Source organism: Thalassobacillus devorans (genome assembly GCF_011761345.1).
Taxonomy (GTDB): domain Bacteria; phylum Bacillota; class Bacilli; order Bacillales; family Halobacillaceae; genus Thalassobacillus; species Thalassobacillus devorans.
The window spans coordinates 1-23,082 of record NZ_JAASRY010000003.1 but is presented as its reverse complement, the minus strand read 5'-3'; the positions used below and the strand labels follow the sequence as shown (position 1 = coordinate 23,082).

The 23,082-nt window shown below is 44.3% G+C and carries 21 protein-coding genes and 1 other RNA gene; 16 read left to right on the top strand and 6 right to left on the bottom strand.

Annotation, left to right across the window (positions count from 1 at the left end; translation table 11 throughout):
- The first annotated feature begins 102 nt into the window (after positions 1-102).
- Positions 103-1,557 (top strand): aldehyde dehydrogenase, encoded by a 1,455-nt coding sequence (aldA, locus tag FHS45_RS11110; protein ID WP_062443762.1) that lies wholly within the window; start codon positions 103-105, stop codon positions 1,555-1,557.
- Between the two features lie 114 nt (positions 1,558-1,671).
- Here the strand turns inward: aldA and FHS45_RS11105 are convergent, their stop codons facing one another.
- The gene (locus FHS45_RS11105; RefSeq protein WP_062443766.1) at positions 1,672-2,304 is read right to left on the bottom strand and encodes a queuosine precursor transporter; all 633 of its coding nucleotides are present in this window, start codon (positions 2,302-2,304) and stop codon (positions 1,672-1,674) included.
- Between the two features lie 51 nt (positions 2,305-2,355).
- Positions 2,356-2,853: a preQ(1) synthase gene (gene queF / locus FHS45_RS11100; RefSeq protein WP_062443769.1), complete on the bottom strand. Its 498-nt coding sequence runs from the start codon at positions 2,851-2,853 to the stop codon at positions 2,356-2,358.
- Positions 2,854-3,257: 404 nt separating this feature from the next.
- Between queF and acsA the strand changes: the two genes are divergently transcribed.
- Positions 3,258-4,970: an acetate--CoA ligase gene (gene acsA / locus FHS45_RS11095; protein ID WP_062443771.1), complete on the top strand. Its 1,713-nt coding sequence runs from the start codon at positions 3,258-3,260 to the stop codon at positions 4,968-4,970.
- Between the two features lie 212 nt (positions 4,971-5,182).
- Here acsA and hmpA read toward each other — a convergent pair whose 3' ends face one another.
- Positions 5,183-6,421 (bottom strand): NO-inducible flavohemoprotein, encoded by a 1,239-nt coding sequence (gene hmpA / locus FHS45_RS11090; RefSeq protein ID WP_062443773.1) that lies wholly within the window; start codon positions 6,419-6,421, stop codon positions 5,183-5,185.
- A gap of 220 nt (positions 6,422-6,641) precedes the next feature.
- Here hmpA and FHS45_RS11085 point away from each other — a divergent pair, with 220 nt between their 5' ends.
- The 6 genes from FHS45_RS11085 to FHS45_RS11060 all read left to right on the top strand — a co-directional run bounded on the left by FHS45_RS11085 (position 6,642) and on the right by FHS45_RS11060 (position 15,157).
- On the top strand, positions 6,642-7,082 hold the full coding sequence (locus tag FHS45_RS11085) for an Rrf2 family transcriptional regulator (protein WP_062443778.1): 441 nt from the start codon (positions 6,642-6,644) through the stop codon (positions 7,080-7,082).
- Between the two features lie 106 nt (positions 7,083-7,188).
- Positions 7,189-8,514: a lysine N(6)-hydroxylase/L-ornithine N(5)-oxygenase family protein gene (locus FHS45_RS11080; RefSeq protein WP_062443781.1), complete on the top strand. Its 1,326-nt coding sequence runs from the start codon at positions 7,189-7,191 to the stop codon at positions 8,512-8,514.
- Positions 8,515-8,596: 82 nt separating this feature from the next.
- Positions 8,597-9,115 (top strand): type 1 glutamine amidotransferase domain-containing protein, encoded by a 519-nt coding sequence (locus FHS45_RS11075; protein WP_062443784.1) that lies wholly within the window; start codon positions 8,597-8,599, stop codon positions 9,113-9,115.
- Positions 9,116-9,957: 842 nt separating this feature from the next.
- A complete protein-coding gene (locus FHS45_RS11070) occupies positions 9,958-11,664 on the top strand; it encodes a serine hydrolase domain-containing protein (protein WP_062443786.1) in 1,707 nt (568 codons plus the stop codon).
- A 67-nt stretch (positions 11,665-11,731) separates the two neighbouring features.
- Complete coding sequence (locus tag FHS45_RS11065; RefSeq protein ID WP_062443788.1) at positions 11,732-13,852, top strand: glycoside hydrolase family 3 protein; 2,121 nt, start codon at positions 11,732-11,734, stop codon at positions 13,850-13,852.
- Positions 13,853-13,879: 27 nt separating this feature from the next.
- Complete coding sequence (locus tag FHS45_RS11060) at positions 13,880-15,157, top strand: exo-beta-N-acetylmuramidase NamZ family protein (protein ID WP_062443790.1); 1,278 nt, start codon at positions 13,880-13,882, stop codon at positions 15,155-15,157.
- Between the two features lie 45 nt (positions 15,158-15,202).
- Here the strand turns inward: FHS45_RS11060 and FHS45_RS11055 are convergent, their stop codons facing one another.
- A complete protein-coding gene (locus FHS45_RS11055; protein ID WP_229717915.1) occupies positions 15,203-15,493 on the bottom strand; it encodes a PH domain-containing protein in 291 nt (96 codons plus the stop codon).
- Between the two features lie 198 nt (positions 15,494-15,691).
- Here FHS45_RS11055 and FHS45_RS11050 point away from each other — a divergent pair, with 198 nt between their 5' ends.
- Positions 15,692-16,459 carry a DUF3891 family protein gene (locus FHS45_RS11050; protein ID WP_062447650.1) on the top strand — a complete coding sequence of 256 codons (768 nt, stop codon included), beginning with the start codon at positions 15,692-15,694 and terminating at the stop codon, positions 16,457-16,459.
- Positions 16,460-16,507: 48 nt separating this feature from the next.
- On the opposite strand, the gene FHS45_RS11045 is transcribed toward FHS45_RS11050, so the two are convergent.
- Positions 16,508-17,797 carry a glycoside hydrolase family 18 protein gene (locus tag FHS45_RS11045; RefSeq protein ID WP_062443796.1) on the bottom strand — a complete coding sequence of 430 codons (1,290 nt, stop codon included), beginning with the start codon at positions 17,795-17,797 and terminating at the stop codon, positions 16,508-16,510.
- 61 nt (positions 17,798-17,858) lie between these two features.
- Positions 17,859-18,389: a cysteine hydrolase family protein gene (locus tag FHS45_RS11040; protein ID WP_062443800.1), complete on the bottom strand. Its 531-nt coding sequence runs from the start codon at positions 18,387-18,389 to the stop codon at positions 17,859-17,861.
- A gap of 71 nt (positions 18,390-18,460) precedes the next feature.
- On the opposite strand from FHS45_RS11040, the gene tadA reads away from it, so the two are divergent.
- The 7 genes from tadA (at position 18,461) to FHS45_RS11005 (ending at position 22,648) form a co-directional block, all read left to right on the top strand.
- A complete protein-coding gene (gene tadA, locus FHS45_RS11035) occupies positions 18,461-18,949 on the top strand; it encodes a tRNA adenosine(34) deaminase TadA (RefSeq protein ID WP_062447653.1) in 489 nt (162 codons plus the stop codon).
- A 44-nt stretch (positions 18,950-18,993) separates the two neighbouring features.
- Positions 18,994-19,259, top strand: an RNA gene (gene ffs / locus FHS45_RS11030) — signal recognition particle sRNA large type.
- Between the two features lie 194 nt (positions 19,260-19,453).
- Entirely contained in the window at positions 19,454-21,139 is a 1,686-nt protein-coding gene (gene dnaX / locus FHS45_RS11025) for a DNA polymerase III subunit gamma/tau (RefSeq protein ID WP_062443803.1), read from the top strand.
- Positions 21,140-21,162: 23 nt separating this feature from the next.
- A complete protein-coding gene (locus FHS45_RS11020; RefSeq protein ID WP_062443807.1) occupies positions 21,163-21,480 on the top strand; it encodes a YbaB/EbfC family nucleoid-associated protein in 318 nt (105 codons plus the stop codon).
- A gap of 11 nt (positions 21,481-21,491) precedes the next feature.
- Positions 21,492-22,088, top strand: a complete 597-nt coding sequence (gene recR / locus FHS45_RS11015) for a recombination mediator RecR (protein WP_062443810.1) — start codon at positions 21,492-21,494, stop codon at positions 22,086-22,088.
- A gap of 16 nt (positions 22,089-22,104) precedes the next feature.
- Positions 22,105-22,314 (top strand): YaaL family protein, encoded by a 210-nt coding sequence (locus FHS45_RS11010; protein WP_229717897.1) that lies wholly within the window; start codon positions 22,105-22,107, stop codon positions 22,312-22,314.
- A gap of 34 nt (positions 22,315-22,348) precedes the next feature.
- On the top strand, positions 22,349-22,648 hold the full coding sequence (locus FHS45_RS11005) for a pro-sigmaK processing inhibitor BofA family protein (RefSeq protein ID WP_208416425.1): 300 nt from the start codon (positions 22,349-22,351) through the stop codon (positions 22,646-22,648).
- Positions 22,649-23,082 lie beyond the last annotated feature (434 nt).

Here is a 23,082-nt window from a genome sequence, read left to right as displayed (position 1 = left end):
AATCGAAAGGGCAATACATGGGTCGATGCACGTGTTTAGAACAGGACTTTGGGTGGAAGATAATTTACAGGAACTCAGATTCCGATTAAGAGGAGGATTATCTTGCAAACCCATAAACTATACATTGATGGTCAATATATAGAATCTACTGGAAATGAATGGCTCGATATCATCAATCCGGCAACAGAAGAGGTGATTTCACAGACGCCCCGAGGCACGGAGGAAGATATCGATCGTGCTGTCAAAGCGGCGTTCAACGCCCAAAAAGATTGGGAACTGAAACCAAACATTGAACGTGGGAAAATCGTCCGTGAAATTGGTGACCGCATCGAAGCAAAACGAGGGCGGTTCATTGAACTGCTGCAGGAAGAACAGGGAAAAGACTATGCGCTTGCCAGCGGAGAAATTGATCTCGCGATTGATTATTTCCGTTACATGTCTGAATGGGCACGGCGAATCGAAGGGGAAATCGTCCCAAGTGACCGTCCGAATGAGCATATCCACATTTACAAAAAGCCAATCGGCGTCATCGGCGGTATTGTGCCTTGGAACTTCCCGGTGTTCATTTTGGCGCGTAAGGTAGCGACAGCACTCGTTACTGGCTGTACGATTGTATTGAAACCGAGTCAGCAGACACCGAATACCGCGATGGAGTTTACAAAAATCATTGATGAGATGAGTGAAATTCCAAAAGGTGTCTATAACCTTGTCACTGGAACAGGGTCTGAAATCGGGAATGCCCTTGCTTCGCATGAAAAAGTCCAAATGGTGACCATGACCGGAAGCATCCCGGCAGGTACAAAAGTAATGGAAGCAGCTGCGCAGAACATTACGAAAGTAAATCTCGAATTAGGCGGGAAGGCACCAGCAATTGTTACAGAAAACGCTGATCTTGAGCTTGCTGCCGAAAATATAAAAATGTCACGCCTTGCTAATAATGGACAAGCATGCACCAATGCAGAACGGGTATATGTTCATGATAGCGTGGCAGAGGAGTTTTTAGAAATACTGAAAGAAAAAATCGAAGATGTCACGATTGGGGATCCGCTGGAGAATAAAGAAGCGGATGTTGGTCCATTAGTAAGTGAGGACCGCAGGGAGACTGTTGAAGAGATGGTTACGAACGCTGTCGATGCCGGAGCGGAAGTAGTGACTGGTGGTGAGCGGCCCCAGGAATTTGATAAAGGCTTCTTCTATAAACCGACCATCCTGAAAAATGTGAAGCAGAATATGGAAATCATCCAGGAAGAGATTTTTGGTCCTGTCATCCCGGTGACTAACTTCTCCACCTTGGATGAAGCGATAGAAATGGGTAACGATACCGTTTATGGACTGTCTTCTTCCGTATATACGGAAAATTATCATGAAGCGATGCGTGTTGTGAATGAGTTGAAATTCGGTGAAACGTTCATCAACCGTGAAAACTTCGAAGCAGTCCAGGGCTACCATGCCGGGATGAGACAATCTGGGCTTGGCGGCGCTGATGGCAAGCACGGCGTGGAAGACTTCCTCGTCACCCAAGCCGTCTATATGCAATACAAAAACGATAAACAATAAAGCATATTCAGGATTGTGATCAAATGATGTGTTTCGTACGATCTATGATTAAAATTATAAATTACGAGCAAATAAAACAAATCCCAGCAGTTTCGATAACTGCTGGGATTTGTTTTATTTCATGGATTCTGCTAAATGAAAGCTTTGTTTATCTCTTTTTGCTGCTTTTACTAACAAGTAAGCGATCGGTGTATCGACGGCTGCGACGAGAAACTTGAATACATACTGCGTAGCGATCATCCCAAGTAAAGCCGCAGTCGGCATCGTGCCGGCAAAGGCAATGGTAATGAATACGACGGTATCAATCAATTGGCTCGACATCGTCGACAAATTGTTCCGAAGCCATAGCTTCTGCTCCCCATGCTTCTTCTTTAAGCGATGAAAGATGAAGACATCGAAATTTTGACTGGCAACATAAGACACCAGGCTGGCTAACATTACCCGGAAACTGCCGCCGAGAATCGTTTCGAATTCTGCCTGCGATTGGAAAAAGGGAGCAGCAGGGAGCTGAATTGCCACAAAGATGAAAATAAGTGCAATCACCTGCGTGAAAAAGCCGGCCTGGACTGTTTTCTTTGCTGCTTCTTTGCCATATACTTCACCAATGACATCGGTGATCAAATAAGTGACGACGTATACAATGACAGCAGCGGGAAGGACGTAGCCGCCGACAGAGAACAGCTTGACGCCTAAAATATTGGCTAGAATCAATAAACCAACAAATAAAGCATTCAAATAAATGAACATGTGTCATCTCTCCTTATAGAAAGGGAGTATGTTTCTGAACGCCGTCCTCGATTAACGGTTGTCGATTTTTTCAGGATATAGATCATGGTTGAAAAGCCGTTGTTCTGCCATTTGCTCGAACTTTGTCCCGGACTTTCCGTAGTTGCAATAGGGATCGATAGAAATGCCGCCCCTTGGTGTGAATTTGCCCCACACTTCGATATAGCGCGGATCCATCAGTTCAATCAGGTCGTTCATAATGATATTGACACTGTCTTCATGAAAATCACCATGATTTCGGAAGCTGAACAGGTACAGCTTCAGTGACTTACTTTCGACCATTTTTTCATCTGGAATGTAGCTGATATAAATCGTCGCAAAGTCAGGCTGACCTGTTTTGGGACAAAGTGTCGTGAACTCCGGGCAATTGAACTTTACAAAGTAATCCCGGTACGGGTGCTGGTTATCGAATGTCTCCAGTACATCAGGGTCGTATTCAAAGGAATAGTTCGTACCTTGACTGCCCAATAAGGATAAATCTTTCAAATCTTCATCTTTTCGTCCAGCCATGTGATTCCCTCCTCTATAGTTAAACTTTCCTAAAGTACAAAAAAAGACCACACCCTAAGGGATATGGTCTGTATCATCATATATCCTTAGTTTTTTATCGAGGGTGTCGCTAAGAACCTCTCCCGTAAATGATTGGTACGGATTTTATCCAATTGTAACCTTATTTATTATAGAGGGGTTCCAGGTCCATGTCAATGAAAAGCAAAGGGAAGTAATCCTTTTTCACCAATCTGACAAAACTTACCCCTTATCACTTTAAAACTTCAGCGAAGTATTCTAAAATAAAAGGTAATTCACGAATTTTTAGAAAAATCCAAATTAGGAGTCCTTGCCAAACATAAGTGTCGCAGGTGTTTTTTTACTTAAGTAAGAAACCGTTTACAAATTTTAAATGAGGTGATTCTATGGACATGCAACCAATTCCAGCACGTGAAGGCAATCACAACATGAAAGACTACAAAGAAGTATACGAACAATTCCAATGGGATAGTGTGAAGAGTCAATTCTCTTGGAGTGAAACAGGAAAAGTAAACATCGCTTATGAGGCAATCGACCGTCATGCAGATAACCCTGACAAGAAAGATCAGACAGCATTGATCTATTCGGCTCCTAATCGTGAAGAGAAACTAACGTTTGAAGATTTGAAATTCAAAAGTAACCAATTTGCGAATGTATTAAAAAAATATAATGTCAATAAAGGGGACCGTGTCTTCTTGTTCATGCATAGAAGTCCGGAATTCTACGCAGCATTTCTAGGAATTTTGAAAACCGGTGCGATTGCCGGACCTTTATTTGAGGCATTCATGGAACAGGCTGTACGCGACCGTTTGGAAGACAGTGAGGCAAGCATGCTTGTCACAACTCCAGAGCTGTTGGATCGGGTACCTGTCGATGAGCTTCCAAACTTGAAACAGATTGTCATTGTCGGAGATGTACCTGAAAATGGTGACTACATTGATTATTATAAAGAAATGGATCAGGCATCCAAAGATTTCGACATTGAATGGGTCGATTTAGAAGACGGCATGCTGCTTCACTATACATCCGGTTCTACCGGCAAACCAAAAGGTGTCTATCATGTACACAATGCCATGCTGCAACACTATCAAACTGGTAAATGGGTTTTGGATCTGAAGGAAGATGACACTTACTGGTGTACGGCCGACCCGGGCTGGGTAACTGGTACAAGCTATGGTATTTTCGCTCCTTGGCTTAACGGTGTGACCAATGTGATTCGCGGGGGACGTTTCAGCCCGGATGACTGGTATGGAACCCTGGATAAATATAATGTAACGGTTTGGTACTCGGCACCGACAGCTTTCCGTAAGCTTGTCAGCGCCGGAGAAGAGGTAGCCTCGAAACATGACCTTTCTTCTTTACGCCACGTATTGAGTGTTGGTGAACCATTGAATCCAGAGGTTATTACGTGGGGAACGAAGGCGTTGAACCTGCGTATTCACGATACATGGTGGATGACGGAAACCGGAGGTATGATGATTTGTAACTATCCGGCAATGGATATTCGTCCAGGTTCTATGGGTAAACCTTTCCCTGGTACGGAAGCGGCAATCGTCGATAATGATGGAAATGAGCTGCCGCCAAACCGGATGGGTAACCTTGCCCTGAAAAAAGGATGGCCGTCCATGATGCGCGCTGTATGGAAGAATCCAGGCAAGTATGAAAGCTACTTCCTTGGTGACTGGTATGTATCCGGGGACAGCGCCTATATGGATGAAGATGGCTACTTCTGGTTCCAAGGCCGTCTTGATGACGTCATTAACACATCAGGTGAACGTGTCGGACCATTTGAAGTAGAAAGTAAATTGATTGAGCACGAAGCCGTTGCTGAAGCTGGTGTTATTGGTAAACCAGATCCTGAACGCGGCGAAATCATCAAAGCGTTCATCACATTGAACGATGGTTATGAAGAGTCTGATGAATTGCTCGAAGATATCCGACAGTTTGTCAAAAAAGGATTGAGTGCGCATGCGGCGCCTCGTGAAATCGAAATCAAAGATACGATTCCGAAGACACGAAGTGGTAAAATCATGCGTCGTCTCCTTAAATCCTGGGAGCTCGGCCTTCCAACTGGAGACACCTCTACACTAGAAGAATAAGCAATCAAAAAAAGATGCCTGTTATGTTACTGCAGGCATCTTTTTTATTGTCTAGGAAATTATAAAATTTTCTTTTTGTGGTTGGTCCCATCCAGCTCCAGCGCCTACCCCCTCGAGGTCTTAAGTCAATCCTCTCTGTGACAAAAAACGTCACGGCGAGGATTGTCTTAAGCTTGTCGGGGGTGAGCAAGGCGCTTGCGCTTTTGTTCTGTTTATTTTTCTAAATCACCTTGAGGGCCGAAGAATTCGTAATTAATCTGTTCCATTGGAATGTTCCATTCTTTCAAAGCCCCATAAATAGCTTTCATGAATCCTTCTGGTCCACAGAAATAGAAATCAGCATCCTGAGGAACAATGGATTGAAGCCATTCAAGATCGACATACCCTTCTTTTGCATGGATCTTTTCTTTCATATCCTCTTCTGTTGGTGTGTCATAGACGATATAAGTCTTAATGTTTGGATATTCTTCCCCAGCCATCTTCATATCATGCTTCAACGCATGGACGCTGCCGTTACGTGCAGCATGAATGAAATGAACTTCCCGACCGATTTGTTGTTTGATGATGGTTTGCAGCATGCTCATCATTGGTGTCAGACCAACGCCGCCACTGATCAGTACCAGCGGCTTTTGGGATGCTGTATCAAGGAAGAAATCACCGGCAGGAGCACTGACAGGAATTACGCCCCCTTCATTCACATGCTTGTGCAGGAAGTTAGATACTTTCCCCTCTGGAAATTGTTCTGTTCCTTCCTCCCGCTTAACACTGATTCGGTAATAGCCTTTTCCAGGAGCGTCAGAAAGACTGTATTGGCGTAATTGATCAAACTCTTCATTCGGCATTTGTGCTTTAATGGTCAAATATTGGCCAGGTTTATAGCCTGGTAACATTCCTTCGTCAACTGGTTTTAAGTAGAAGGACGTAATGACATCACTTTCTTTCACCTTATCAATTACTTCAAAATCGCGGTAGCCGACCCAACCGCCAGTTTCACCGGCTGTTTCTTTATACATGTTCGCTTCCACTTGAATGAAAGCCTCTGCAATGACTCCATAAGCCTTTTCCCACGCATTAATGATATCATCGGTAGCCGCATCACCAAGAACGTCTTTAATAGCAAGCAGCAAATATTTTCCTACAATCGGATACTGTTCCGGTACGATATTCATACTTCGGTGTTTATGGGCTATCTTTTCGACCGCAGGCATGATAGCACTTAAATCATCGATGTATTGAGCAGCGGCATAGACAGCATTCGCAAGGGCGCGTGGCTGCTTTCCTTCTTTTTGGTGTGTCATATTGAAAACATTTTTAAGCTCCGGGTGAGCTTCAAACATCATTTGATAGAATCTGGTTGTAATTTGTTCTCCGTGTTCTGCAAGTACAGGCACAGTGGCTTTAACCGTTGCAATTGTCTGCTCATCAAGCTTAGGAAGTGTTTCTGTAGACATAATGAAAAACTCCTTTAAAAAGTTAGTGTGATTTAAAGATGTATTTTTCGTATATCTTTATTGTTAAACATTATTAACACTAAAGCAATATTGAAAATGCATGTTTTTGTGACAATTTGGTTAACTGTTTCACATGAAACAATTTTAGCTTACAAATAAGACAATCGTTATATACCTGTGATACGATTATAAAAAGTAAATTATTTAAGGAGTATGCTACATGCGTCTGAAAAAATATACGGATTATGCGCTTCGTGTGCTTATATATACCGCTTCAAAACCAGAAGGAGAGCTTGCGAGCATCAAAGAAATTTCGAAAGTCTTCGATATTTCGGAAAACCATTTAAGCAAGATTGTCCATCAGTTGAACAAGCTGGACATGCTGACGACCATCAGAGGCCGGTCGGGTGGGATCAGGCTCGCTAAACCACCGGAAGAGATCAATGTCGGGGATGTGGTGAGAAAGATGGAAGATGACTTTATCCTGCTGGAATGCTTTGACCGTGGCTCCGATCATTGTGTGATTACACCAGCCTGTAAACTGAAGCATGTACTAAATGATGCACTTCAGGCATTCCTGCAAATCCTCGATGAATATACTCTGCAGGATTTATTAAGCAATAAAAGCAGGCTCAGACAACTGATGGATATTACTGATTAAATAGGCCGCCTCTCTTAGGCGGTTTTCTTTTATTCCACATCCTTTTGATAATGAAAATTGCTGCAGACCATACTATAAACAAGGAATGAAGTAGGAGGACGGATTCATGGAGAAAATATATGATGTCATTGGGATCGGGATTGGACCGTATAATCTCGGATTAGCTGCATTAATGGAAAAAACAGAGCTGGAAGGGCTGTTTTTTGATAAAACAGCTGAATTTGATTGGCACCCAGGAATGATGATTGAAAAAATGAATTTGCAGGTTCCTTTTCTGGCGGATGTCGTAACACTGGCCGATCCGACAAGCACGTATACATATTTAAATTATTTACATGAACAAAATCGTATGTTCCAATTTTTCTTTTTCAGCGAATTTAAAGTCCCGCGCCAGGAATATAATGATTACTTGAAATGGGTGGTTGACAAACTGGATGGTCTTATATTCGGCCACGAGGTGATAGATGTTATCGATCATCATAACCAGACTCAGGAAGCACATTATGAAGTCGTGGTAAAAGCAGTAGACAGTGCAGAGACGAAGAGCTTTCGGGCGAAGCATGTTGTTATGGGTACAGGAAGCAAACCTCTGGTGATGGATGAAATGAAAGGGTTTCCGGAAGAAGATATCCTTCATACCAGTGATTACCTGTATCAAAAAGGGGAATTGCTCTCTTCTGACCATGTTACCATCGTCGGTTCTGGCCAGAGTGCTGCAGAAGTCCTTTTGGACCTGTTGCAGGAACAAGAATACCGTGACAATATGCATTTAACATTATTCACCCGCTCCCCCGGCCTATTCCAACTGGAGAGTGCCAAGCTTGGCCAGGAATTTTTCTCTCCGGATTATGTAGATTATTTCCACGAACTTTCGTATAAGGAAAGAAAAGAGTCGCTGGATTTGTTAGGAAACCTTCGAAAAGGAATTGATCCCGATACCCTGAAAGAGCTCTATAAGACGCTTTATCACAAATCAACAGGAAATAAAAAAGCACGCGTAACCATCCAGCCAATGACAGAAGTCAAGGGCATCGAAAGAACCGATGACGAAGACGCGTACTTGCTTCAATGCCACCAATGGCAATCGGATGAAGAGTTTGACTATCGCACCGAAAAGGTAGTACTGGCGACCGGCTATGTCCCTCATCTTCCAGAATGGTTCCTGCATCATTTTAAAGAGAAAATTGAATGGGAGGATGAAAAGCTCTACCGTGTAACGCGTGATGCCCGTCTTGTGTTTACCGATGATAGGGATCACCATTTCTTTGTCTCCACCAACCTGGTTCACTCCCATGGAGCGGGCGCTACTAATCTTGGACTTGCTATTCGTCGAAATGTGCAAATCATTAATAAAATTGTCGGAAAAGAAGTTTATCAAGACAGAAGAAATACAATTTTTCAGCAATTCAAAATGGAAGATAAAGACAAATAGGTTTAACCCAGTTTTGCACGGGTAAATCAAAAATGTGACTTCATTGGAAACCGAAAATTATAAATGAAGGAGGATTTTTGTTATGAGTAAAAAAATAGCATGCTTATTGACGGATATGTTTGAAGATGTGGAATATACCGATCCTGCCAAGCAATTTAAAGAAGCAGGACATGAAGTAGTGACGATTGAAAAGGAATCAGGCAAAGAAGTAACTGGTAAACAAGGGGAAGAAACGGTTAAAATTGCCAAAGGAATCAATGAAGTTAAACCGGAAGATTTTGATGCCTTGTTCTTGCCAGGTGGATTTTCACCAGACCAGCTTCGCGGCGATGAACGATTTGTAGAATTTGCGAAGCATTTCATGGATGAAAAGAAACCAGTATTCGCTATCTGTCACGGTCCGCAGCTCTTGATCACAGCGAAGACGCTGGAAGGCCGTAAAGCGACAGGCTTCAAGTCGATCGCTGTTGACATGGAATATGCTGGTGTCGACTATAAGGACGAAGAAGTGGTCGTCTGCCAGGATCAGCTGGTAACAAGCCGTAACCCAGACGACCTGCCAGCCTTCAACCGGGAATCCTTGAAGCTTCTGAATAAGTAAATACTGACACATCCTACCACACCTGCTTGATCTTTAAGTCTTGCAGGTGTTTTTTTATTGCCAGGAAGGTTCTCATTCTCTTTCCCTTTTTTCGAGACCCTGTTAAATCTCCTTGTACTTTACATATAAGCTCCCAATAACTGAAGACTCAGTTTTAAGATATATTTGTTTCCGTTATGGAAGTAACGTTATGGAGGTCCGGGAATTCACTCGCATTCCATGGGCATGCCCTGAGACATATTCTTAATGGAAAAGGAGGGAATGATTAAATCATCATCAAAAATGTAAGCATCAGAACCTTCTCTCATCGCGAGGGGAGGGTCTTTCAGTCGATAAAGACTGTTAGAAGAGTGGAAATGTATCGGAGCGGTCTTTAGAACATGAATAGAGACCACTAAACAGTATGGAGAAGTGGCTAACGGTCATTAGAAAGGGTATGAAGACCGCTGCGCAGTGGATGTGCAGCCGGGACGGTCTTTATCAGGCAACTTAAGACCATGAGACAACGAATGAACTAAGCGGACGGTCTTAATAAAGCGGAGTTGAAAGTCCTCAACGAACTCCCGTGGAAAGCTACTCGTTCCCCCACGCCCCGTTATTCCAACTAATATCTTGAAACTGAGTCTTCCATAATTCGACCCAATAATTGAATAAGCAAGTAATATAATCAATTTATTAAAAGATAAACCAAACCTATCGTGACATAAGGACTATTTTTTCTGAAATTTATGACTTATGTGGTATAGACAACTATATAAATGATTAGATACGCTACATGTAAGAAAGTGTAAGCCTTTTCATTCGCTTATGTTCGACAATAATATGCATAAAGGAGGAAGGTAATGAAAAAGAAAACATGGAAGCTGGCATTGGTGGCTGGAATCGGTTTTTCCATATTGGGGAGTAATGGGACTTTGATCCATGCGGATAATTCCCTCCCACCTAAACCGACACTGGAGCAAAAAGAAAAGAAGTACTCCCACAAGAATGTCTATCCTGCTTTTTCGTGGGGAGACGCGGGACCTGTCTCACCGGTACTACACCCAGGGTCAGTGAGAGGTGCCGGGATGGTGGAAGCACCCCTGGCAGATATTGACGATTTGATGGAAAGTAAAATTGAAGATGGAGTTATGCCTGGGGCTGTGACATTCGTTGCCCGAAAAGGACACATTGTTCAGCACGAAGCATATGGCCATGCCGCGTTATATACGGATGACCAGGGGACAGAAATGGACAACCCGGTAGCTATGGAGAAAGATACGATTTTTGATATGGCGTCAATCAGTAAAGTGTTCACTACAACAGCAGCTATGCAGCTTTATGAAAAAGGGTTATTCGACTTGGACGACCCTGTAGCGGACCACATTCCTGAGTTTGCTGCCAACGGAAAAGAGCAAGTGACGATCCGGCAGCTGATGACCCATACCTCGGGATTTACAGCTTGGGTGCCGCTATATACCCAGGAAGGAAACAGGGAAGATCGCCTTCAATACGTTTTAGAACACTCATTGGCCAATGAACCAGGCACAACCTATACATACAGTGACCTGAATATGATCACGTTGAGTGTATTGATTGAACGACTGTCCGGACAGCGCCTTGATGAATATGTAAAAGAAAACATTACAGAGCCTCTTGGGATGAAAGATACGATGTACAATCCGCCTGCATCTTTAAAAGAAAGGATAGCGGCGACAGAATATCAGCCTTGGACGGATCGAGGGATTGTCTGGGGGGAAGTACATGATGAAAATGCCTGGTCGCTGGATGGGGTAGCTGGCCATGCCGGAGTCTTTTCTACCGCGCAGGATTTAGCGATTTTCGCACATATGTACTTGAATGAGGGCAGTTATGGAGGAACAGAAATTCTGAAACCGGAGACAGTTAAGCTCCTCGCTGAAAATCAAATTCCGGAATTTCCTGGTGATGACCATGGCCTTGGCTGGGAACTGCAGCAAGGCTGGTATATGGATGCGTTATCCGGGAGCATGACGCTTGGCCATACCGGTTACACAGGAACTTCTATTGCTGTCAGTCAAAGTAACGATACGATTGCCATTCTGCTTACCAACCGGGTTCACCCTACCAGAGAAACTGTATCTACTAATGTAGCCCGCCGCCCATTTGCGAGATTAGTTGCTGACGCTATTCCGGTAGAAATGCCGAAAAAAGAAACATCCTGGTTTGCCGGGTATGGCGATCAGCTAAACCGGACATTGAAAGGAGAAATAAACCTGGATGAGCCGGCTGTCTTGAGTTTTGAAACATGGCACCGGATTGAAGCTGGCTATGATAAAGGTTTCATTGAAATAACGAGAGACGGAGAAAACTGGGAGCAGGTGGGAGATGCACTGACCGGGAATAAAGATTGGCACACAAATGAGGTGACATTGCCAGCTGATACACAGCAGGTAAGGTTCCGGTACCAGACAGATAGCTATACCAATGGCAGGGGCTGGTACATTAACAATGCTGCGATCACATTGGAAGATGGCAGTGTTATAAATCCAGACCTTTCAGGCGAAGGTTGGGAATTACGTAACTACTAAAGCTGTGCAGCATCCCTAATAATCCTGTTGTGACAAGAAAGACTATTTAACATAAGGAGGGTGTAACATGAGGCATATCCGTACAAAATGGCTGTTTTCGTTACTGGCCTTTATGCTGTTTTTTTCACACTTGTTCATAGGAATACCGGCTCAAGGTGTGGAAGCGGCAGAGCGTAAAGGTGTTAAAGGTCTCGTGCTCCTGGAAAACGTACCACAAGCAGCTGAAGAAATAGATGGAGAGGAGCTGAATTTAACCGCTCTCCACTTATACGAAGAAGGACATTTCATGGCAGTTTCCAAAGGTCTTACTTGGTCGTCAACAAATAAAAATGTAGCGACAGTTGACCAGCAAGGTAATGTCACACTTACCGGACAGAACGGAAGAACTTTTATTGAGGTAAGTGACGGTACTTATAAAGACAGGATCGCTGTTGATTACAAGCCGGATGTTGATGCGTCCGGTACAAAAGGGAACCGCGTATCTGCGGTGAAACTGGTCAAGCAAGAAGGTGAACGCTACGATATCATCACTCATGCCATCGAGCAGATGAGTCTGGAAGAAAAAGTAGGTCAAATGCTGATGCCGGACTTCCGGAATTGGGATGGAGACAATGTAACGGAAATGCTTCCGGAAATCGAGCAGCTTGTCAAAGATTACCACCTTGGCGGAGTCATCTTGTTCCGTGAGAATGTTGTCACTACGGAACAGACGGCTGAACTTGTTTCTGCCTATCAGGAAGCAGCTGAAAAATACGGATTGCTTTTGACGATTGACCAGGAAGGCGGAATTGTTACCAGACTCCAGTCTGGAACAGATATGCCTGGAAATATGGCGCTTGGAGCTGCAGGATCTTCTGAAATATCACAAAATGTCGGACAAGCGATCGGGGAAGAGCTGGCTTCCCTTGGTATTAATATGAATCTCGCTCCTGTTCTGGATGTCAATAACAATCCGGACAATCCGGTGATCGGGGTTCGCTCTTTCGGCGAAGATCCGGGATTGGTCGCGGAAATGGGGCTTGCCTACACCGAAGGTCTTCAAAGTACAGGAGTTGCTGCTACTGCGAAACACTTTCCGGGACACGGGGATACTGCGGTTGATTCTCACTTAGGACTGCCGGAAGTTCCTCATGATAAAGAGCGACTCAAAGAAGTGGAATTATATCCATTTCAGCAGGCGATGGCAGCTGGAATTGATGCCATTATGACCGCTCATGTCACTTTTCCGAAAATCGATGATACAAAAGTGATTTCTCAAAAGACAGGGGAGGAAATTGCCCTTCCTGCCACACTTTCACCGAAAGTACTGACGGGATTGATGCGTGAAGAAATGGGCTATGACGGAGTGATCATTACTGATGCATTGAATATGAAAGCAATTGCAGATCACTTTGGGCCTGTTGACGCGGTGATTCGAGCGGTTAAAGCAGGAACAGATATTGTCTTAATGCCGGTAGGACTTGAAGAAGCGGCGAGTGGGCTGCTGGAAGCAGTAGAGACGGAAGAAATTGCTGAATCACATATCGAAAAATCAGTTGAGCGAATTTTGACCTTGAAGATCAATCGTGGAATTTTCAAGGAAGAAACTCCTGAATCGGTCGATGAAAAAATCGAAACAGCTTTAAATGTGGTGGGATCGGAAGACCATAAACAAGTGGAACAGGAAGCTGCCGACCGCTCTATCACATTAGTGAAAAATGACGATGTGCTGCCATTGCAGCCAACTGCTGATGAACAGATTGTGGTCGTGGGCAACAGTTATATTAATGACCTGGGAGATGCAGTGAAGGATCATCATGAAAATACAACGGTCATTAGAACCTCAAGCGCTGAGCTAGATGAAGAGCAAATGGAAATCGTCCGGGAGGCGGACCAGGTGATTTTTGGGAGCTACACGTACAGTGTATCTACCCGTTCTGATTCTCATCCTCAGATGCAGCTCGTAAATTCAATTATGGCAACAATGGATGCTCCGGTCATTGGTGTAGGCATCCGTAACCCATATGACATCATGGCTTATCCGACAGTAGATGCTTATCTCGCACAGTATGGTTTTAGAACCGCAAGTTTTAAAGCGACTGCCGCAACAATTTTCGGGGAGAATGACCCGACAGGAAAACTTCCAGTCACCATCCCCGGGGAAAATGGCACACCGCTATTTGAACTCGGGCATGGATTGAATTATTAGAACTGAAAAATTAAGGGAGGGGACGTTATGAAAAAATGGATGATATCAATTGTGACAACATTTCTCATCCTGTCTACGCTGACGATTGCCATGGCTGATAACAATGGAAAAGGGAAGGGGAATGGCTACGGCAATGAAAAGGATAATCAGTTCGAACTGGGTGTAGAAGTATTGCTGAATGAGCAGAAGGATTTGATTGAAGGGAAAAAGGTGGGGCTGATCACAAACCCTACGGGAGTCGACCAGGAATTGAACAGCATTGTGGATTTGCTGCATAATGGTGAAGATGTAAACTTAACAGCATTATATGGTCCCGAACATGGCGTTCGGGGAAGTGCCCAGGCTGGAGAATATGTAGAATACTATATAGATGAAAAAACAGGACTTCCTGTTTACAGCCTGTATGGCGAGACGAGGAAACCGACACCGGATATGCTGGAAGATATCGATGTTCTTTTATTTGACATACAGGATGTAGGCACCCGTTTCTACACGTACATTTATACAATGGCTTACGCGATGGAAGCAGCTCAGGAAAATGACATTCCATTTATCGTATTGGATCGTCCAAACCCGATCAGTGGAAGCAAAGTCGAAGGTCCTGTGCTTGAAATGGAATATAAATCGTTTGTCGGGAATTATCCGATTCCACTTCGTCACGGTATGACGGTCGGGGAGCTGGCCAAGTACTTCAATGAAGAGCATGAAATTGGTGCAGACTTAACGGTAGTCGAAATGGATGGGTGGAAACGTCACATGTATTACGATAAAACACCGCTTGAGTTCGTAGCCCCTTCTCCGAACATGCCGACCCTTGATACAGCGTTAGTCTATCCAGGGGCTGCCTGGATAGAGGGAACGAATGTGTCAGAAGGACGAGGAACGACTCAGCCATTCGAATTGATCGGTGCACCTTTCATCGACAGTACGGACCTGGCGGCAGCAATGAATGATCTGGAACTTCCGGGAGTGACCTTCCGCGCCGCATCATTCACGCCTACATTCTCTAAACATGCTCGCAGCCTTTCACACGGGGTGCAGATTCATGTCACCAATAAGAAAATTTTCCAACCGGTGGAGACAGGCCTCGCACTTGTGAAAACTATTCACGATATGTATCCGGAAGACTTTGCATTCCGTGCGGAAAATAGTGCCGGTATTTCATTCTTTGATAACCTGGTCGGGAACGGCTGGATCAGAGAAGCGATTGAAGATGGACAAAGCATCGACTCCATCAAAGCACAATGGCAAGATGAGCTGGAGGACTTCAAAGACATCCGCGACAACTATTTAATTTATAAGTAAAAAAGCGAACAGCTGCCTGACTGGTATCGGTCGTGGCAGCTGTTTTCATATACGTATCGTATCTTTGGGACATTGTTGTTGTAACACTTCCCGGAATTTATCTTCTTCTTTTGGAAGCGAAAGGAGATAGGTGTGGTGTTGAGAATCGGTCACTGACAGGCGCTTCAAAGTCCAGGCAGGGCTTGATATAGGGTTATAACTGAATTCGACAAGCCTTATATCCTCCAGTTTGACTCTTTTTTTAATTGGACCAAAATGGCCGATGAAAGCATCATCCGTCACTTCGTGGTATGATTGAAATAGCGCCCAAAGAAGAATAACGGCAATCGGGATCACAATGATCAATCCGATCCAGCCCTCTGCGGGGTCTGTATAAATCCCCAGAATTCCCAGTGGCGGAAGGCGATGGTCAGCAGAACGAGCAGTGGATTTTTCTTTACACTAAAAGTCATTGGAATGCACCTCACATTGTTTGTCCTACATACGAATACGAAAAAACCAGAAAAAAGTTTCATTGATACGGGAGGGAAAGCTATGATAGTCAATCAGGTTGGAGATTCTTTTGTAATGATGGCACAGCATGACCATGCGATAGCCTCAGGCAAGCTGGCCGATCACTGGAAACAGGATTTTATCATGCGGTCCAAACTCCGCCAGCACGCCGATTGGGCTGTTGGACAGCATGACCGTGCCTGGATTCCTTTGGATCAGTACCCGAAATGGAATGATGATAAGAACCGTCCCTATTCATTTGTTGATTACCCGTTGAAAGAAAAATTGAATGCCTATGCACATGGCATCGATGAAATTGAAAAAGACTCTTCCTATGCGGGTGTATTATGCAGTCGGCATTATAGCTCTTTTTTTCCAAATGATTCCCATGATGCGGACATCAAACACTTTCTCGAGCATGAACAAAAACGGCGAAGCCGCTTGAAAAAGCAGATGAGTGTAGAAGTGCCAAAGTACCTTTATGATCTTCATTTTAAACGTCTGCAATTCTGTGATGATTTCTCTTTATATATTTGTATGCAGGAGCCGGGGATTCCGAAAGAAGAGGAGCTGTCATGGTTCAAAGATGGATTCAGACAGACATTTGATTTTGCTCCAGATGGCATGATGGCTCACTGGCTGGACAAATACACAGTTTCTGTCGCTCCTTTTCCTTTCGAACGTCCTTTTGAATTATCCATCCCATATCGTGATGTATCGATGGATGATATCGATCGAAAGGGTCTCCAAAAAGCCTGGGATCAAGCCGATATCGAATACCGTCATGTAAAAATCGTGCCAGGAACATAAATGAAAAGAGGCTGCCTCCACCAATTTGTTGGTGAGACAGCCACCTGTTCATTCTAGTTTTTCGACATTAAACTGGCCTTCAATCAACGTCCAGTTTTGTGGGAAGGCCAACCCTAACTTCCAGTAGCTGACCCCTTTCAGCCCAAGTTCTTTTACAAGGTCGAATTTACGCTGAATCGAACGGGCATCCTCAAACCACACCTCATGTCTTTTCCCTTCGGCATCCTGATAAAAGAAGAAAGGCGCCTGAGCTTCCTCATCGTATTCTATCGCTACATTATTTTCTCTTGCCAGCTGAATCGCCTGCTGAGGACTGATTGCTTTTGCGAATTCTCCTCCTTCTACATAAGGAAGTGTCCAATCATATCCATATAAGTTCTGCCCAAGGAATATCTTTTCCGCCGGTATTTCCGTCAAAGCATATTCGACTACCTCACGAACTGGTCCAATTGGCGATACTGCCATTGGAGGACCACCGCTATATCCCCACTCATAAGTCATCAAAACGACAAAATCGACGATTTCTCCATGCGCTCCATAATCATGTGCTTCATACACGACTCCTGTCTGTTCAGCACTTGTTTTAGGGGCGAGAGCTGTGGAAATCAAAAGACCGTCCTGGCGCAGGCGTTGTTTTGCTTTTCGGAGGAAGTTATTATATTGTTCCGCCATTTCGGCTGGTAAATATTCAAAATCAAAATGGATATCTTTATAGCCAACTTCTTTAGCTGTATTGACAATATTGTTCAACAATGTATTTTGTACATTTTCATCCGTCAATATTGTTCTTCCAAGCTCCGTATCGAATCCCTCATCAGTCAAATTAGATACCACCATCATTAAGGCCGCGGTACTGTCTTGTGCAATCTGTTGAAAGTCATCCAACGGGGGTGCTTCCAGGCTGCCATCGGATTGTACACGGTAGCTGAATGGAGCAAGATAAGTCAATAAAGGACTCCTTCTTCTGGCGGCTGTTTCTAAAGCCTGCGATACCTGACCTCCCGTCGGTTCTACATAAGCGTTAAACGAGGCACCAACTTTCGGTTGAGGCGGAATATACAGCCTCGTTCCTACCTGCAGGGGTGCATCCAATGGGATTTGGTTAATATCAGCCAGTTCCTGAGCTGTCATGCCAAATCGCCGGGCAATCGTATATAGGCTGTCTCCAGATTGGACGTTATAGAACTCCCCTGTAATCGGGATAACCAGCGCCTGACCGACAACGAGGTTTCCTGGGGTTTCTAATTCGTTCGCTTCAATAATGGCTTGTGGATTTATGTTGAACGAATTTGCAATCGTAAACAGGCTGTCTCCACTTTGCACTACATATATCTGCATCTTGCCACTCCCTTCCGATTAATCCTTTATCAGTTTATGACCAGTAAGGGAGGGTTTATGATTATATAGGAGAAACATCTGCCTTCAAGACATTTTTCATCATCGTCAGTGCAAACATATTATCGTGGGGGTCATTGGATGCGACGGCATTTTGCGGTACCCATAGGGGATACTCCCGCATATAAGCGTCATTAGCAGTAAATAAAACACAGATGTTTCCCGCTATTCCGCTCAAAATCAACCGTTTTGCACCTAACTCATATAAAAGAGACTGGAGGGAAGATTGATAAAAACCGGAATGCTTTGGTTTAATCAGGAAATAATCATCTTCCTTCGGATGAAGGGCTTGTAACAATTCTTTATTATCATTAGTTAAACAATGCTGATAGATTTGTTGCAGATCTGCCCTCCAGGATGCATAATGGTCATTGATATAGATGATCGGAATCTTGTGGTCACGGGCATACTGTTGTAACTTAAGCATAGCAGGAAGGATATGATAAGTTTGGGCAAGCAGTTCCTTCCCATGATCAAATTGAAAGTCATTGATGACATCAATATACAGGAGTGCCGATTGTTTTCCAGCGGTCATAAGGATTCCACCTTCTTTCATTTATATTCTGCTCGATGATGAGCTAAATCATGAAGAAAAGTGTGATGAAAATGTGTGAAGATGAAAAATGGATGCAATATGCTATGCAAGAAGCGAAAAAAGCAGAAGCTGTGGGCGAGGTTCCCATTGGCGCAGTCATTGTCAAAGATAATGAGGTTATTGCCTCTGGGTATAATTTAAGGGAAACGAGTCAGCTTACTTCCTCCCATGCAGAATTCATTGCTATCGAACGGGCGAATAATATTATGGGAAGCTGGCGGCTGGAGGACTGCACACTGTATGTGACATTAGAGCCCTGCCCTATGTGTGCAGGAGCTATTCTGCAGGCAAGGATTCCTCGTGTCGTTTACGGCGCCCCGGATCCAAAAGCAGGCTGTACGGGCACGTTGATGAATTTACTGCAGGATGAGCGCTTCAACCACCAGGCGGAAGTATTCAGTGGTGTTCAGGAAGAGCAGTGCGGACAGATGCTTAGCGATTTCTTCAAGCGGATTCGCAGCCAAAAGAAAAAACTGAAATCATCCAAAGATTTACAATGATTTCCCATTGCATTTTAGAATGAAAATCGTTATACTGAAATATGCCGTGCTAAGCGGGGAGGTAGCGGTGCCCTGTACTCGCAATCCGCTATAGCGAGGCCGAATCCCCATCCGAGGTGGTGCGGCCTTATGGTCTGCCTCAAGTAAGTGGTGTTGACACCCAGGTCCTGCGCAACGGGAACCAGCGAACCCTGTCAGGTCCGGAAGGAAGCAGCAGTAAGCTGACCCTCCCGTGTGCCGCGGGAGTGCCTGGGTCGAGCCATGAGCTTGAGTAACGCATAGGGCCGCCCCATCGAAGATGGGTGCGCGGCATTACATAGGGAAGAACTCACCTGGATTCCAGGTGAGTTTTTTTGTATGAAGAGCATGTTTCTTTATAAAAGATAATACCAGGGCTTTCGTCACAAGCGAGTTTTTTCTACTATTATTTTAGGCTCCGCTTGTTTTCATCTGGAGAGAGATTCAGGTATAATAGGGGAGAAACTATTAAAGGAGAACGGTTGTATGAGCTATCAGGCATTATACCGCGTGTGGCGTCCGCGAACTTTTGAAGACGTCGTAGGACAAACGCATATCACCCGGACGTTGCAGAATGCGATCATGCAGGATAAATTTTCGCATGCCTATCTTTTTTCAGGCCCGCGCGGTACTGGAAAAACAAGTGCGGCTAAAATTTTTGCTAAAGCAGTCAACTGTGAACGTTCTCCAGCAAAAGAACCGTGTAATGAATGTGCTGCATGCCGTGGCATACAGGATGGTTCTATCTCCGATGTCATCGAAATCGATGCTGCTTCGAACAATGGGGTTGAACAAATTCGTGAGATTCGAGATAAAGTAAAATATGCCCCTAGTGTAGTGGACTATAAGGTCTATATCATTGATGAGGTGCACATGCTATCGATCGGCGCATTCAATGCTTTGCTGAAAACATTGGAAGAACCGCCGAAGCACGTTATTTTCATTTTGGCGACAACCGAGCCGCACAAAATACCACTGACCATCATCTCCCGGTGCCAGCGTTTTGATTTTAAACGGATTTCCCAAACAGCAATGGTTGACCGAATGGAGAAGATCATTACACAAGAAGGTATCGAGGTAGCGAAGGAAGCGCTTGAAGTAGTTGCGCTGACAGCAGAAGGCGGTATGCGTGATGCGTTGAGTTTACTCGACCAGGCAATTTCCTACAGTGATGAGGAAGTGACTATTGATGATGTTCTGGCTGTGACGGGCTCTGTATCCCAGCAAAAACTAGCCGGGGTTATCGAGTCGCTTCAGCAGCATGATGTTAAGCAGGCATTGCAGCATGTAGATGATTTGATTCAACAGGGAAAAGATCCTGGACGATTCGTTTTCGATTTGATTTATTATTTACGGGATTTACTTCTATATAAAAGTGCTCCTGACTTGGCTGATAATCTCGAGCGGGCCATACCGGATGAGCAGTTCAGCCGATTGGCGGAAGCAACAGCACCTGACTGGATCCAGCAGGCGATCAAAGAATTAAATAAGTGCCAGCAGGAAATGAAATGGTCGACCAGCCCGAAGGTGTTTATTGAAATCGCAATGTTGAACCTTGTCGACAGCCAGCCTGCGTCCCAGCCGGCAGAGTCAGAAGCGGTCCAGCGTCTGGTGCGAAGGCTGGATGAGATGGAGCGGGAGTTGAAGCAGCTCAAGCAGAATCCTGCATCTGCCCCATCTTCTCCACAAGAGCCAAGGCGCCCGCAGCCTAGAAGCAACCGTAACGGATTTAAGATACCTTATGAACGAATCCGTCTCGTATTAAATGAAGCTTCGAAAGAAAAGATCAAACTGATCCATTCCAAATGGGCGAACTTCATGGAAGCTTTAAAGCAAAACAATGCCCCGGCTCATGCCACACTGCTGAACAGCAAACCGAGGGCAGCTTCTGATAAAGGGCTCGTCCTGGCTTTCCGGTATGAAATCCATTGTTCACTGGCTCTAGAGCATAAACAGACCATTGAGCCTTTGTTAGCGGATTTCATCGGCAGGAGTGTAGAAATCATCCCCATTCCTGAACCGAAATGGCAGGAGTTAAGGGAAGAATATGTCCGTAAGCAGAAAACGGAAGAAGCGGAAAATGGGGAAAAAGGCAAGGAAGAGGAAGAAGATCCATTAATCACCGAAGCGCGCAAGCTTGCAGGCGATGATTTGATAGAAATACATGATTAAATATCTTGAAGGAGGAATTTGCCATGCGTGGTGGAGGAAACATGAATAATATGATGAAACAAATGCAGAAGATGCAGAAGAAAATGATGAAAGCCCAGGAAGAGCTTCATGAGATGACTTTTGAAGCAACTGCCGGTGGTGGAATGGTTAAAGTTGTAGCTAACGGGAAAAAAGAAATTACAGATGTAGAAATCAAAGAAGAAGTCGTCGACCCTGATGATGTGGATATGCTGCAAGATTTAATTCTTGCTGCAACCAACGATGTATTGAAGCAAGTGGATGATAAAACTAACGATACCATGGGACAATTCACTCAAGGCTTGCCTGGAGGTATGTTCTAGGAGGAATTCATATGTATTATCCAGAGCCGATTTCCAAGCTCATCGATAGCTTCACGAAACTGCCAGGGATAGGACCGAAAACGGCTGTCCGCCTGGCTTTTTTCGTGCTGGAGATGGAAGAAGATGATGTTTTGGAGTTTGGTAAATCATTAGTAAATGCTAAGCGGGAGCTTACCCATTGCTCGGTTTGCGGGCAAATCACAGATCAAGATCCATGTTCGATCTGTCAGGATGAAGCACGTGACAATTCACTGATTTGTGTCGTACAAGATCCGAAAGACGTCATAGCTATGGAAAAAATGAAAGAGTTCAGTGGGAAATATCATGTCTTGCATGGGGCGATTTCTCCCATGGATGGAATCGGTCCGGAAGATATCAACGTGCCGAGCTTACTGAACCGCCTGAAGGACGAAGGCGTCGAAGAACTGATCCTGGCTACTAATCCGAATATCGAAGGAGAAGCGACAGCTATGTATATATCGAGACTCGTCAAACCTTCGGGAATCCGGATCACCCGTCTGGCCCATGGGCTGCCGATGGGTGGAGATTTGGAGTATGCGGATGAAGTCACTCTTTCGAAAGCAATGGAAGGCAGAAGAGAACTATAATAAGAGGGTGTCACGTTTGAGAAGGAAGAAAATCAAAAAGGTGATGGATCAGGAACTCCTGGCTGAGATATATTATTTGAAACAAGATTGGATGCAGCTGAAAAAAATCATCGATCATAGTATTGAACCTACGGAAGAAGGTTTGCGGGATCTCGCGCTGGTCCAGGCGAAGTATTTCTATCTTCTCCGGGAAGCGAGATATCGAAAGCTGAACGCCTTGTCTTAAATGGAGTGCTATTCCCCGGATCCTTTTCATATGAATGATAGAAAAGGACAAGCAGAAGGGGGAAGTTGCCGTGGAGCCGGTAATTGTCATTAGCGGTTTAGTGATTGCAATTGTGTTGATACTTGTATTAGGGGCCCCGATAAAACCGATGAAATGGGTGGGGCTGGCCAGTATGAAACTGTTAATCGGCGTTTTGTTACTATTTTTCGCCAATGTGTTTGGAGCAAGTATTGGGCTGCATATACCAATCAACCTCTTTACGGCGGTCATAACCGGACTGCTGGGAGTGCCGGGGCTGTTATCATTGACTGCGCTTCAGCTTTGGGTCTTATGAATAAAAAGGCGGGGAGCATTTGCCTCGCCTTTTTATATTGGCGACCTTAGATTGACCCGATATCAAGCGCGAGTCACATTGATGAATAACGGCATTAATAGGAAGAAAAACATTATTTAATATTTTTTATAAAAACCCCTTGCACTGTTTGAAATGCCGTGATATATTATTACTTGTCGCTTCAAGAGAGCGGCTGACAACAAGAAACAACACAAAATAAATCATGGAAAAGTTGTTGACATTAAAACAACCACATGATATATTAGTTAAGTCGCCAATTTGAGCGGCAAAACAATTTTGATCTTTGAAAACTGAACGAACCAACCAGTACGTCAATATAATTTCTTCATTATATGAGGAAATGAACAACGCACTTTAGCAGTGCAAACATGAGCAAGACAGACTCAACTTTTATGGAGAGTTTGATCCTGGCT